11 protein-coding genes are annotated in these 12,751 nt (G+C 44.6%); 9 read left to right on the top strand and 2 right to left on the bottom strand.

The window, feature by feature from the left end; genetic code table 11:
- Nucleotides 1–108: 108 nt before the first annotated feature.
- Nucleotides 109–2,172 carry an elongation factor G gene (gene fusA / locus ACE1CD_RS11510; RefSeq protein WP_374824075.1) on the bottom strand — a complete coding sequence of 688 codons (2,064 nt, stop codon included), beginning with the start codon at nucleotides 2,170–2,172 and terminating at the stop codon, nucleotides 109–111.
- Between the two features lie 153 nt (nucleotides 2,173–2,325).
- Between fusA and ACE1CD_RS11505 the strand changes: the two genes are divergently transcribed.
- The 5 genes from ACE1CD_RS11505 (at nucleotide 2,326) to ACE1CD_RS11485 (ending at nucleotide 8,883) form a co-directional block, all read left to right on the top strand.
- Nucleotides 2,326–2,541 carry a hypothetical protein gene (locus ACE1CD_RS11505; protein ID WP_374795944.1) on the top strand — a complete coding sequence of 72 codons (216 nt, stop codon included), beginning with the start codon at nucleotides 2,326–2,328 and terminating at the stop codon, nucleotides 2,539–2,541.
- Nucleotides 2,538–2,939 (top strand): type II toxin-antitoxin system VapC family toxin, encoded by a 402-nt coding sequence (locus ACE1CD_RS11500; RefSeq protein WP_374795943.1) that lies wholly within the window; start codon nucleotides 2,538–2,540, stop codon nucleotides 2,937–2,939. The genes ACE1CD_RS11505 and ACE1CD_RS11500 overlap by 4 nt, the downstream gene beginning before the upstream one ends.
- Nucleotides 2,940–3,288: 349 nt before the next feature.
- Nucleotides 3,289–4,767, top strand: coding sequence for an RtcB family protein (locus ACE1CD_RS11495; protein ID WP_374824072.1), 1,479 nt, complete (start codon nucleotides 3,289–3,291; stop codon nucleotides 4,765–4,767).
- 440 nt (nucleotides 4,768–5,207) lie between these two features.
- Nucleotides 5,208–7,613, top strand: a complete 2,406-nt coding sequence (locus ACE1CD_RS11490) for a CHASE domain-containing protein (protein WP_374824069.1) — start codon at nucleotides 5,208–5,210, stop codon at nucleotides 7,611–7,613.
- A 79-nt stretch (nucleotides 7,614–7,692) separates the two neighbouring features.
- On the top strand, nucleotides 7,693–8,883 hold the full coding sequence (locus ACE1CD_RS11485; RefSeq protein WP_374824066.1) for a low temperature requirement protein A: 1,191 nt from the start codon (nucleotides 7,693–7,695) through the stop codon (nucleotides 8,881–8,883).
- Between the two features lie 249 nt (nucleotides 8,884–9,132).
- Here ACE1CD_RS11485 and murG read toward each other — a convergent pair whose 3' ends face one another.
- Nucleotides 9,133–10,245 carry an undecaprenyldiphospho-muramoylpentapeptide beta-N-acetylglucosaminyltransferase gene (gene murG / locus ACE1CD_RS11480; RefSeq protein ID WP_374824063.1) on the bottom strand — a complete coding sequence of 371 codons (1,113 nt, stop codon included), beginning with the start codon at nucleotides 10,243–10,245 and terminating at the stop codon, nucleotides 9,133–9,135.
- A gap of 46 nt (nucleotides 10,246–10,291) precedes the next feature.
- Here murG and ACE1CD_RS11475 point away from each other — a divergent pair, with 46 nt between their 5' ends.
- From ACE1CD_RS11475 to ACE1CD_RS11460, 4 genes are all read left to right on the top strand, one after another.
- Nucleotides 10,292–11,137 (top strand): nuclear transport factor 2 family protein, encoded by an 846-nt coding sequence (locus ACE1CD_RS11475; protein WP_374795938.1) that lies wholly within the window; start codon nucleotides 10,292–10,294, stop codon nucleotides 11,135–11,137.
- A gap of 141 nt (nucleotides 11,138–11,278) precedes the next feature.
- Nucleotides 11,279–11,761, top strand: coding sequence for an SDR family NAD(P)-dependent oxidoreductase (locus ACE1CD_RS11470; protein WP_374824060.1), 483 nt, complete (start codon nucleotides 11,279–11,281; stop codon nucleotides 11,759–11,761).
- An 84-nt stretch (nucleotides 11,762–11,845) separates the two neighbouring features.
- On the top strand, nucleotides 11,846–12,178 hold the full coding sequence (locus ACE1CD_RS11465) for a transposase (RefSeq protein ID WP_374824057.1): 333 nt from the start codon (nucleotides 11,846–11,848) through the stop codon (nucleotides 12,176–12,178).
- Nucleotides 12,175–12,732 (top strand): transposase, encoded by a 558-nt coding sequence (locus ACE1CD_RS11460; protein WP_374824054.1) that lies wholly within the window; start codon nucleotides 12,175–12,177, stop codon nucleotides 12,730–12,732. Before ACE1CD_RS11465 ends, ACE1CD_RS11460 begins: the two co-directional genes overlap by 4 nt.
- Nucleotides 12,733–12,751 lie beyond the last annotated feature (19 nt).

Below are 12,751 nucleotides of genomic sequence, written 5' to 3'. Positions count from 1 at the left end.
GGGTTTCGCTTCTCTCAACCCAACCTACAGGAAAATGGCGAAGGTATTATTCAAGAAACCGGATTTCTTTTCTCCCCTCTCCTGGGAAGAGAGGGGTTGGGCGAGAGGTCATCTCGCGCCATGAGCAACCAATTGCTGTTGCAAACTGGGTGGAACTTGCCGATATTCTGCAAACTCCATTACGAAGCTAGCTTGTCCGGAAGTGATCGATCGCAAATCCGTCGAATAACCGAACATTTCCTTCAGCGGAACTTCTGCGCGGATAACAGAATATCCTTGCATTGTTTCCGAACCTAACAACAAACCGCGACGAGAAGAAATATCTCCCTGCACTCGTCCGAGATACTCGTTTGGTGTTTCCACTTCCACCAGCATAATCGGTTCGAGGATAATCGGATGAGCTTTTTTGAATGCTTGTTCAAAGGCAAAATGAGCAGCCGATCGAAAAGCTAATTCCGAAGAATCTTCCCTGTGGTAACTACCGTGTTCCAGAATTACCTTTACCCCAGTTACGGGATAACCGATTAAAAGTCCGCCGTTAATTCCATCGCGGAAACCTTTCTCGCAAGCGGGTATAAATTCTTTCGGAATTGCACCGCCGACGACTTTGTTCTCGAACGCAAATGTTTCTTGGCAAGGTTCGATTTTACCAATTACATGAGCGAATTGACCGGAACCACCTGTCTGCTTTCTGAGTAAATAATCGAAAGTTGCCGTTTGGGAAATTGTTTCGCGATAAGCTACCGCCGGATCGCCAACATAAACTTCCGCTTTGTATTCCCGCTTGATACGTTCGATGTAGATTTCCAGGTGCAATTCACCCATTCCCGAAATCCAAGTTTGCTTAGATTCCGGATCGATGCTGACGCGGAAAGTCGGATCTTCGCGCATAAAACGGTTGAGTGCTTTCGAGACGCGATCGCTATCTTCTTTGTGCTTCGGCGTAACTGCCAAAGTAATCACCGGATCGGGAACAAACATTCCTTCCAAAGAAACATTTATTCCTTCCGAACAGAAGGTATCGCCAGAAGCGCAATCAACACCAATTAATGCTACGATATCACCCGTAGCGGCAACTTCGATATTTTCCCGTTTGTCGGCGTGCATTCGCACAAACCGACCTACAGAAACGGATTTATTCGTGCGGGTATTGCGGATGCGTTCGCCCTTCCGCAGCGTTCCCGAATAGATGCGCGTGTAAGTCAATTGTCCCGATTGTTCGTCATCGGCAATTTTGAAAGCTAGCGCCACAACTGGCCCATCTCTATCAGCGTAAACATTGATTTTTTCCTCTGTTTTGACATCAAACGCTTTCACTACTTCCCGATCGATCGGTGATGGCAAGTAGAGAGTTACAGCATCCAGCAAATTCTGCACGCCTTTGTTTTTGAAAGCAGAACCTAGCAAAACGGGTGTTAGCTCAAGACTCAATGTTGCCTGTCGAATCGTTTCCCAAATCATTTCTTGAGGAACTTCTTCTTCCATCAGCAGTTTCGCCATCATTTGTTCGGAAAACATCGAAAGGCGATCGAGCATTTTTTCCCTAGCTATTGCCGCTTCTGCTTGCAGGTTTTCGGGAATCGATCGAACAACTCTATCTTCTCCTTTTTCTCCTTCAAAATAGTTCGCCTTCATCTCGATTAAATCGATGACACCAGCAAACTTATCCTCGCTGCCAATCGGATACTGAAGCAGTAAAGCATTCAAATTCAGCTTATCTTTCAAAGCTTGCACAACACGAAACGGATCTGCACCCAAACGATCCATTTTGTTAATAAAAGCAATGCGCGGTACGCGATAGCGTTTCATTTGTCGGTCTACAGTAATAGACTGCGACTGCACGCCAGCAACAGCACAAAGCACCATAATTGCACCATCGAGAACGCGCAAAGCACGCTCAACTTCTATGGTGAAATCTACGTGACCCGGAGTATCGATCAAGTTGATTTGGGTATCGTTCCAAATGCAAGTTGTAGCGGCAGAAGTAATCGTAATACCCTTCTGACGCTCTAGCTCCATAAAGTCCATCGTGGCACCATCTCCGTTGCCACGCACCTCCTCAATTTTGTGGATTCTGCCAGTGTAGAAAAGGATGCGCTCCGATAAAGTTGTCTTACCAGAGTCGATGTGAGCAGAAATTCCGATGTTGCGTATGTTTTTGAGAGGAATCATAGACTTGCTCCTTGCTAGAGCGATGGAAACATGGTTGCCGCTTGTGTGGCAATAATATTTATACTACGATATACTACAATAAAATTCAAGTATATGGACAACCTGTTATCGGCATATAATAATGCTTGACAAAACTTAATGGAGGCACTAGCAATGAACGCCCATCGCGTCAAGGCTACCCTAACTCAGGACGGAACACTCACACTCAACGATTTACCTTTCCATGCTGGCGATTCAGTAGAGGTAATCGTTTTGGCACGGATTGCAAAGTTAAGCACAAAAAATCTTTACCCTTTACGCGGTACGCCTATACTTTATGACAATCCAACCGAACCTGTTGCTGAGGAAGATTGGAGGGTTTTGGAATGATAGTTCTAGACACACATATTTGGGTTTGGTGGATTCATGGCGATGCTCGATTAACAGAAGATTATCTCGGATGGATAAATGAATATGAGGCTGATGGTCTTGGTATCAGCATCATTTCCTGCTGGGAAGTTGCGAAGTTGGTGGAATACAACCGACTAAGATTACCTTGTTCAATTGAAGAGTGGTTTGAGCAAGCTTTGGCGTACCCCGGTATTTGCCTGGTAGACCTTACGTGGCGTATTGCCTTGGAGTCAACGCAGTTACCCGGTAGTTTTCATCGAGATCCAGCCGATCAAATAATTGTTGCTACTGCGAGAAGTTACGACTGCTCATTGTTGACCGCAGACGAAAAGATTCTCAATTATCCTTATGTGAAAACTTTGAAAAAGAAACCATGATAATTTTGGCGCGTGCTAAGCTGGAATTGATTGCAACGCTGTTTAGCAATGATGAACTAGCCTCTGTTTTTAAATTTTAGCTGTCTAGACATTCGCAACAGTCCCCTGACAGCTTATCGCTTGGGAAAAGCAAAGCGTGTAGCAGCACAAGAGAACGAATCAGACTCAGAGATTTTTTAGATCGATCGCGCAAATCTCAAAACTTTGCCAAAAGTGCGATCGCGATCGGGAATTATCCCAAACAAGAATGATTTAATATAAAGAAGCTAGACTGCGGCTGCTGAACCAAAGTCACCTCATCCCTTCACTCAATTTGGGTCGCCTTCGACCTGCAAAACACTATTTATCTATGCAGCAGCCGAAAAATCTCAAACGGCTCCTTCAAGCTTTGGCTAAACAGGGGCTAGATGTAACTTACAACGATCGCACTTACTCTGTCCGTCTCAACGATTCCTCTGAGTTTGACAGGCAAGATGCCTGTCCCACAAATGCCGATGCACCAACTGCGGAAATCCTTCTCCCAGAAGGCTTTCCCGTAGAAGCGAAAGCACTCAAGCAGTTAGCAAATCTCGCACAAATTTGCCATCCCGCAGGCGGTTCTGTTTGCAAGTGCTGTGCAACGCCAGACTTTCATCCCGGTGATGCTGGGGTTGCTATAGGCTCGATCGTGCAAACAGAAGGGATGGTTATTTCCGCCGCTCTCGGTTCCGATATCAACTGCGGAATGCGGTTGCACGTTGCGGATTTGTCGCTGGAGAAGTTCCTGCAAAAACGCGATCGCTTTGTCGAATTGATGAAAGGCGATTACTTCTTCGGTACTCGCGATGTCGCCATGACTGCTAAAACCGCCCGCGCCCTTTTTCAGTACGGAATTCCGGGTTGGTTGGATGTGATGCTGGATGCGCCTACAGGTAGCGTTGCTAAGTCGAATTTAGACCAATTGGCGAATGAAATTGACCGGGTATATTTGGGCGGTTCCATGAATGGTGGCTGGAAATGGGCACCAGAAGAACTCGTTCCCGACACCGGAATCGTGCGCGATGGTGGATTGGCTACCATCGGAGGAGGCAATCATTTTGTCGAAATTCAGGTAGTAGAAGAAATCGAAGACAAAGCGACAGCTTTTGCTTGGGGCGTGCGGAAAGGACAACTCGCTTTTACGATTCACTCCGGTTCTCGCAATGTGGGCAAATATATTGGCGGAATGTGGCGCGATCGCGCTCAAGCGGCATGGCCAAAACACCTCAAATATCCCGATTCTCGCCTTTTTCCTCTTTCCTTAACAGCCAATCCCAACCTCGTCAGCGACTATCTACAAGCAGAAGCAACTGCTGCCAATTACGGTTTTATCAATCGTCTTTTATTGGCCGAATTATTGCGTTTGCGATTGCGGGAAGTTTATGGAGATTTGGCAGCACCTTTAGTATATGATTTACCTCACAATATTACTCTTTTTGAGGGGAATCATTGGGTAACTCGTAAAGGTGCTTGTCCCGCGCATCCGCAACAACCAGTAATTATTCCCGGTTCGATGGGAGCAACTTCTTATCTATTAATTGGGAAAGGAAATTCAGAATTTCTTTGTTCTGCTTCTCATGGTGCGGGTCGGATACGTTCTCGTTTCGATCTCAATCGTGAAGGTGCAGATAAAAGTGAGGATGCTTTGGGTTTAACTGGTATAGATTGCATCACTCTGCGCGAGGAACGCAGAATCGAAGAAGCACCCGCAGCTTATAAGCCAATTCAGCCAGTAATTGATGTTCAAATTGCAGCTGGTTTGGTTGGTGTAGTGGCGCGTCTCAAACCTGTGTTGACTTTTAAAGCATAGTAGCCAGTAAAGTAAGGTGGGCAATGCTTGCCTTACTTTTTTCAGACCTATATTTGATTTTTAAACTAATCTCAAAACGATCGCCACAAAGCAATCTCTTATTTAGCTTTACTTTGCTCAATAGAGATATCCAAAAATTCTTGTGGGATAGGCATCCTGCCTGTCTCTGAGATTCTTTTCGAGGAGAGGTCTAATCAATCTGAACGAACTCGTTCCGTACTGGCACGATGGCCCACAGATTTCAAAATTGGTTCTCAATCTATGAAAATATTACCTAATATCAGGATAGCAATCACTTAAGGGCATCGGCCTTCGTATATGGTGTCAGCTGCGATCGAAATTCGCATCTGGCCTAGTGGCCCAAAGCCGATCGCCTCCAATCGGGAACCATCTACTTTTCAAATAACAGCACTACTAGCCAAAGGCTAAGTTCATACTATATGGCTTTACCTAAAAAGCGCCATTACACTCCAGCGTTGCTGATGCTGTGCGCGGGTATTTTTTTATCCGTTGTCGCTAGCCTAACTGTGGGTAAATGGGAAACAGAAAACCGAAAAGCTCAGTTTAAAAACCAAGCAGACAAGCTGGCAACTGCCTTGCAGCAAAGTATAGACACCAATTTGGGAATGCTGCAAGCAACTGGCAAGTTGTATGCAGCATCTGGAAAAGTCGATCGGCAGGAATTTAAAATTTTTGTGGGAGATTTCCTGGCAAAGTATCCCAGCATCCTGGGATTTAATTGGTCGCAGCGGGTATTGGCAGAGGAACGACAAGCTTTCGAGCAAGCAGTGCGAACGGAAGGTTATCCCAACTTCCAGATTACAGAAAGCGGAGCCCAAGGCCAGATGGTCAGAGCGGGAGAGCGCCCAGAATATTTCCCCATCACCTATGTAAGTTCCTCAAATAGCCAGAATGTAGCCATCGGCTTCGATCTAGCTTCCGATCCTATGCGTCGCGCTGCTTTGGAAAATGCACGCGATACAGCAGCGATGAGTAGTACCGGACGAGTTAGAATCTTTACAACCAGAAAACTCGGCTTTTTAACATTTCAACCAGTCTACCGGAATGGCACTTCTGTTAACAACCTGCAATCTCGTCGGGAAAACTTTGAAGGAGTTGTTACTGCTGTTTTTCAAATAGCTGATATTGTCAAAGCTGCTTTACCGGGATTAGAGTTAGATCGCTTCAATTTTTATATTTTTGATGATACGGCTCCTGTTAGCGATCGCTTCCTCTCATTTTACCAATCAAAAAATCAAGAGATCGTCACAGATCCCAGCCACGAAGTACCTCTAAAAATTGCTGATAAATCGCTTTGCTGGAATAACTTTGTTTTCTGTAGCCGCAGCCTCCAAGTTGCCGATCGTCAGTGGTCGATCGTCATAATTCCAGAACCGGGATATATTGCCATCAAGAGTTACTGGAAAACGGGATTAACTTTGGCGAGCAGTTTACTGTTAACAATATTTTTAACAATTTATATAATGATGTCATTGCGTTATACCTTCCAGGTAGAATATCTCGTGCAAGAACGTACAGCACAAGCCAAACAACTGAGCGAAACCCTACAAAAGTTGCAGCAAAATATGGAAATGCTAGACCTAGCTAATGACAGCATTATAATTCGAGACCTTGACGATAAAATTACTTATTGGAATCAAGGTGCCGAACGGTTATATGGTTGGTCAAAAGCTGAGTCTTTGGGTAACTATATTCATTCATTATTGCAAACAATTTTTCCGCAACCTCTGGAAGAAATTATGGCTTTATTCCTACAGGAAGGTCATTGGGAGGGAGAGTTAATTCACACTAAGCACAATGGGGAAAAAATCATCGTTGCCAGTCGTTGGACTTTACAAAAAGATGAATATGGCCAAATCTTTGCCATATTGGAAATCAATAACGATATTACCGATCGCAAACAGGCTCTTGATGCCTTGCGCGAATCAGAAGCACGGGAACGCGAGAAAGCCGAACAGCTACAGCAAACACTAGACGCACTCCAAAAAGCTCAAGTTCAACTCATTCAAACTGAAAAAATGTCCAGTCTCGGTCAATTGGTGGCGGGAGTAGCCCATGAAATTAACAACCCAGTTAACTTTATCTACGGCAACCTAACTCACATTGATGAATACGTGCAAGTTTTGTTGGAACTCGTGCGGTTGTACCAACAGCATTATCCCTACCCCGATCGAGAAATTCAAGAGCATATTGAAGACGGCGATATAGATTTTCTTGTCGAAGATTTGCCTAAAATACTTGTTTCGATGAAAATGGGAGCCGATCGCATTCGTCAAATTGTCCTCAGCTTGCGGAACTTCTCTCGGTTCGATGAAGCGGATATGAAAGCTGTCGATCTTCACGAGGGCATTGATAATACTTTATTAATCTTACAAAATCGTCTGAAAGCAAAACCAGAACATCCGGCAATTGAAGTGATTAAAGAGTATGGCAAACTGCCATTGGTGGAGTGTTATGCCGGACAGCTAAATCAGGTATTTATGAATATTATCGCTAATGCTATTGATGCCTTAGATAGTTATAATGCCCAGCGCTCAACCGCAGAGATTAAAAGTTCCCCCAGTACGATAAAAATTACTACTACAATTGTAGATTATCCTCAGCGAGTTATAATTAAAATTGCTGATAATGGCCCTGGAATTACGCCAGAAGTAAAAAAACGACTATTTGACCCTTTTTTCACTACTAAGCCTGTAGGAAAAGGTACGGGACTGGGTTTATCGATCAGTTATCAAATTGTGGTGGAAAAGCATGGCGGTGTGCTGCGTTGTGAATCGGAACCGGGAAAAGGTACCGAATTCTGGATTGAAATTCCCGTGCTTTGAAACTGTTAATTTTTACACTATAAAGTCCAATTTTCAGCTAAATATATATTGAAACCAGAAATACTTCGGAGATCCTGGGATGACAAAAGGTTTTTGGCAACCTCCCCGCCTGCGTACTCTTGAAGAAGAGGAAGAGGAACGCCGCGCTACTTGGCTGGAATTATTTTACGATCTAGTCTTTGTAGCAGCGATCGCAGAAGTAGCGCATTATTTAGACGGACACCTTTCCGTATCGGGCTTTTTGTGCTATATGCTGCTATTCGTACCAATTTGGTGGTCTTGGGTCGGGGCAACTTTTTACGCCACTCGCTTCGATACCGACGACTTAGGACACCGACTGCTGACACTACTGCAAATGGTAGCGATCGCAGTTTTGGCAGTCAACGTCCATCACGGCTTAGAGGAAAGTTCAGATGGCTTTGCTTTATCCTACATAACCGTGAGAGGTATTTTGATTGTCCAGTATCTCATCGCTGGATACCATGTCCCCGTCGCCCGTAGTTTGACAAATTGGTACGCCAGAGGCTTTTCGCTCGCCGTTGCAATTTGGCTGCTGTCAATTTCTGTTCCACCTCCTTGGCGATTTGCACTTTGGATATTAGCACTAATTATCGATTTCGGTACCCCTCTAACAGCAGGAAAATTAGTAGCCAAAATACCCCCTTCATTTTCCCACGTACCTGAAAGAGTCGGGCTATTTACTATCATTGTCTTGGGTGAAGCAGTCATAGGTGTAGTCAGAGCAGTCGCCCAATTGCAATGGGGTATTTTATCTGCCGGCGTCGCTTTGCTGGGTATGAGTATCGCTTTTAGCTTGTGGTGGATTTACTTTGACAGCGTTGATGGTTCTCCCCTGCGAGGAATGGCATCTGGCAAAATGGGGATCAGTCTCACATGGCTTTATTTTCATTTACCCCTGGCGATCGGCATTGCAGCGACTGGTGTCGGAGTAGAACACATCATTGTATCTAGCAAAAAAGCGATCGCACTACCATCTCCGGAACGATGGCTGATCTGCGGTGCTGTCGCAATTTGCTTAATTTCCCTTGCTGTCATCCACCTAATTACCTGTATTGTCGGCGCAAAGCATCGGAGTAAAATTTTAGCCGCCTATCGCATCGGATCTGCCGCTTTTATTTTAATTATCGCGATCGGTGGCATAAATCTTTCACCAATTGTATTGATGGTGTTAGTTGCTTTGGCTTGCGCTTTACAAGTTGTTCTCGATCTGCTGCGAAGTCGTCAATCTCTACCTCAAGCAAATAACTGATATCATGTCCGGTAACATCGATTGCCTCAAAAAATCGCTCTCTTATCTGCGTTTATCTGCGTTTATCTGTCCACATCTGCGGTTAAAATTTAACCCTCGATTCCAGCAGACAATTTTTCGCATCACTCATGTACTCCCGATGCAACCGGACACGATATAATACCAAACCGCTTCGATGACCCCCCTTTATCTCAATCGGCTGTAGAGACGTTTCATAAAACGTCTCTACAATATTCAGCCCAAAAATTGCTAATTAATCAATTGCCGCACTAAATTTGCCAAGCGATCGGCACTATCTTTGACTGCCAAACTAGCAGCAGCATCAGCCATTTTTTGCAGTTTATCCGGTGCTTGCAACAAACTCAACACCTCCCCTTTCAACACCTCTGCCGTTAGTTCCGATTGTCGAAATATCAATCCCGCACCTGCATCTTTAAACACAGAAGCATTAAAAAATTGATGATCTTCTGCTGCAAAAGGATAAGGAATCAAAATTGCAGGCGTTCCCGTTACCGCCAATTCTGTTAGCGAACCGGCACCCGCACGACTAATTGCTAAATTAGCGCGTTGCAGCAGTCCAGCCATATTGTCATAAAATGGCACTTGGATATATTGCGGATGCTGAAGCGTCGCGGCATCTGGATCTTTATCTCCAGTTTGGTGGACAACCCAAGCACCAGCATCAAACCAAGTACTAGCGCATTCCCGCACCAGCTTGTTGACTGCCACCGCACCCTGAGATCCACCAAACACTACAATTAGGGGGACGTTCTTTGGAATGGGCAGGTCTAGCTTTTGCGGCGAAAGGAATTGCGATCGCACTGGCGTATTGGTATAAATTGTCTTACCTTGTTTTAAGTAATTCGCCGCCACTTCAAACCCCACAGCCACAGTGCTACACAAAGGACTCAAGAATCGAGTCACTTTTCCAGGCAAAGCATTGGCTTCGTGGAGGATAGCAGGCAAACCGAGAGATCGCGCCGCAATAATCGCCGGTGCTGCAATATACCCGCCTGTAGTAAACACGCCGTTAAATTTTCCCTGTTTTAGCAGTTTCCTACAAACAAGAATAGAATTGGCGAAACGAGCCACAATTCGCAGCGTACCCAAACCAAAACGTTGCTGGAATCCTTCCAGAGCGATCGTATTCAGAGGATACTGAGAAGGAACCAGCTGTTTTTCCAGCCGATTCGGAACACCCAGCCACTCAATTTGGTAATCTGGCAATTGTTCTGCCACAGCTAGAGCCGGAAATAGATGTCCGCCCGTACCGCTGGCAGCAATTAGCAGTCGCGGCGACGCCTTGGGCGATCCTTCTGGGGAAGCCACTTGTCGATCCAAATTCTGTTTGTCAGTTAGCATCAATTAAATAAAAGCGATCGAATCACCAACTCTCAAAATATTACCGATGCGTCACCCTCTAAATTTACTCAAAGGCATTTCCCAACATTTTCCTCTGCTTGTTCTGCTAACGCTGGGCTTATCGACTGGGTGGACAAGCGCCCGCGCAGCGACTCCCGATACCGCACCCCCCGAATTGAAAAACGCCATATCCCAAATAGATGCAGCCGCCAACAAGCGCAACGTTCAGGCTGTCATGCAGTTCTACAGTCCGAATTTTAGCCATTCCGATGGCTTAAATCGTCAGAGTATGGAAAAAACTCTTACCCAACTCTGGCAACTCTACCCCCAGCTTAATTACCGCACAGAACTTGTATCTTGGGAATCTCAAGGCGGCAGGATTATCGCAGAAACAGTCACTAAAATTACCGGTACTCAGCCAGTACAAGGAAGAGACTGGACTTTTAACTCAACAATTCGATCGCGCCAAGGCTTTGAAGGCCAAAAAATAGTCAGCCAAGAAATTCTCAGCGAACAAACTCAGCTCGCCTCCGGTCAAAAGCCACCCACACTTGATGTCAGATTACCCGCACAAGTCCGCACAAATCAAGAATATAACCTGGATGTGATAGTCAAAGAGCCGCTAGGCGATGACTTGCTGGTGGGAACAGCTTTGGAACAACCCGTCAAAGCGGATAAATATATTAACAACGGTCCGATCGAATTAGAAGGATTGGATGCAGGCGGTATTTTTAAGGTGGGTCGCGCACCCGCCCAGGAAGGTAAATACTGGATTTCTGCCGTTTTGATCCGAGCCGATGGTATGACTGTTTATACACAACGTTTACCAGTTGTCAATACCACTGGCAGAAATGTATCTCCCAACCGTCCCTCTTCTAGTTCTGGAAGTTAGGCCAAAAGTCAAAAGTCAAAAGTCAAAAGTCAAAAGTCAAAAGTCAAAAGTCAAAAGCAATAACTGTAGGTTGGGTTGAAAGTAGCGAAATCCAACCTACCAATGAACAATAGACAATCTAAAAGCTAAAGATCACTGAAAATGCTTTCCCTTCAAGACCAAATTGTTCTAATTACGGGTGCAAGTAGCGGTATTGGTGCATCTTGTGCCAAAATTTTTGCACAAGCGGGTGCAAAATTAATTTTGGCAGCGCGGCGCTTTGAAAGGTTAGAAGAGTTAGCAGCTCGACTCGGCAAAGAATTTTCCTCCTCAATTCATTTGTTACAACTCGATGTGCGCGATCGCACCCAAGTCGAATCAGCTCTAAAATCTCTCCCAGAACCTTGGTCTAATATAGATATTTTGATTAACAACGCAGGTCTGAGTCGAGGTTTAAACAAACTTCAAGAAGGCTCATTCCAAGACTGGGAAGAAATGATCGATACTAATATCAAAGGTTTGCTATACGTCACACGCTACATAGTACCGGGAATGATAAATCGCGGTAAAGGTCATGTCGTAAATATCGGTTCGATCGCCGCTTATCAAACTTACAGCGCTTTGCGCTGTTATGAGGTACAATAAGATATCATTTTGTAGCCAAAGGTAATGAAAGCATATTCAGTTGAGTTCCGCAAAAGAATAGTGATAGCGCATTTGGTAGAAAAGATGTCAATCAGGAAAGTAGCCGCCAATTTTGCTGTCAGTAAAAGTTTAGTCCAAAAACTGGTAAACCAACAACGAACAGAGGGAAACCTACAGCCCAAACAGACGGGAAAGCCACAATTTAGTTATCTGACTTCTGCGGAACCAGAAGTGAAAGCATTGGTAGCAGAGCATCCAGATGCCACTTTAGCCGAGTTATGTGAATTATTTGCAGTTAAAACAGGAAATTGGGTGAGTCAGTCGGCCATGTGTCGCTGTTTGCAAAAATTAGGGTTAAATCGGAAAAAAAAACTTGGTACAGTAGCCAAGCGGCGACAGAAAGAGTTCAAAAATTGAGAGTCGAGTATTGGGACTCAATCAAACATATCGAGCCAGAAAATCTCGTATTTCTGGATGAAACAGGCATTCTACTAGGGTTGACCAGAACTCATGCTCGTTCATATCCAGGCACAAGATTAACCGAACTAAAACCATTTTATCGGGCTGCTAAAGTCACAGCTATTGGTGCAATTAGTATTAATAAAGTGTTGGCATTGATGACCATGAATGATTCAATGGATGGCAAAGCATTTACCGTATTTATTGAGAAGTTTTTATGTCCTCAATTATGGCCTGGAGCAGTAGTAGTTATGGATAATTTACCCGCCCATAAACTAGCATCTATTGAGCCGATGATTCAATCTGTAGGTGCGAGTGTTGTTTGTTTATCTCCATACTCTCCTGATTTTAACCCAATTGAACTTTGGTGGTCGCAACTCAAATCTTTTTTGCGGAAGTTCGCTCCCACTTCCACTTCTATGATTGATAAAATCATTGCAGTGGCTCTCCATTTAATCAATCCTCAACATTTAAGAAATTGGTTTGCTCGTTGTTGTTACTGTACCTCATAACAGCGCAAAGCGCTGTATC

This window comes from Aerosakkonema sp. BLCC-F183 (genome assembly GCF_041929145.1).
Classification (GTDB): domain Bacteria; phylum Cyanobacteriota; class Cyanobacteriia; order Cyanobacteriales; family Aerosakkonemataceae; genus Aerosakkonema.
The sequence above is the reverse complement of the archived record's forward strand: the minus strand, read 5'-3'. Positions and strand labels throughout refer to the sequence as shown.

Excerpts from the sequence above, each read along its gene's own strand:
- fusA (WP_374824075.1), bottom strand. The coding sequence starts at position 2,172 with ATGATTCCTCTCAAAAACATACGCAACATCGGAATTTCTGCTCACATC.
- ACE1CD_RS11505 (WP_374795944.1), top strand. The coding sequence starts at position 2,326 with ATGAACGCCCATCGCGTCAAGGCTACCCTAACTCAGGACGGAACACTC.
- ACE1CD_RS11500 (WP_374795943.1), top strand. The coding sequence starts at position 2,538 with ATGATAGTTCTAGACACACATATTTGGGTTTGGTGGATTCATGGCGAT.
- ACE1CD_RS11495 (WP_374824072.1), top strand. The coding sequence starts at position 3,289 with ATGCAGCAGCCGAAAAATCTCAAACGGCTCCTTCAAGCTTTGGCTAAA.
- ACE1CD_RS11490 (WP_374824069.1), top strand. The coding sequence starts at position 5,208 with ATGGCTTTACCTAAAAAGCGCCATTACACTCCAGCGTTGCTGATGCTG.
- ACE1CD_RS11485 (WP_374824066.1), top strand. The coding sequence starts at position 7,693 with ATGACAAAAGGTTTTTGGCAACCTCCCCGCCTGCGTACTCTTGAAGAA.
- murG (WP_374824063.1), bottom strand. The coding sequence starts at position 10,245 with ATGCTAACTGACAAACAGAATTTGGATCGACAAGTGGCTTCCCCAGAA.
- ACE1CD_RS11475 (WP_374795938.1), top strand. The coding sequence starts at position 10,292 with ATGCGTCACCCTCTAAATTTACTCAAAGGCATTTCCCAACATTTTCCT.
- ACE1CD_RS11470 (WP_374824060.1), top strand. The coding sequence starts at position 11,279 with ATGCTTTCCCTTCAAGACCAAATTGTTCTAATTACGGGTGCAAGTAGC.
- ACE1CD_RS11465 (WP_374824057.1), top strand. The coding sequence starts at position 11,846 with ATGTCAATCAGGAAAGTAGCCGCCAATTTTGCTGTCAGTAAAAGTTTA.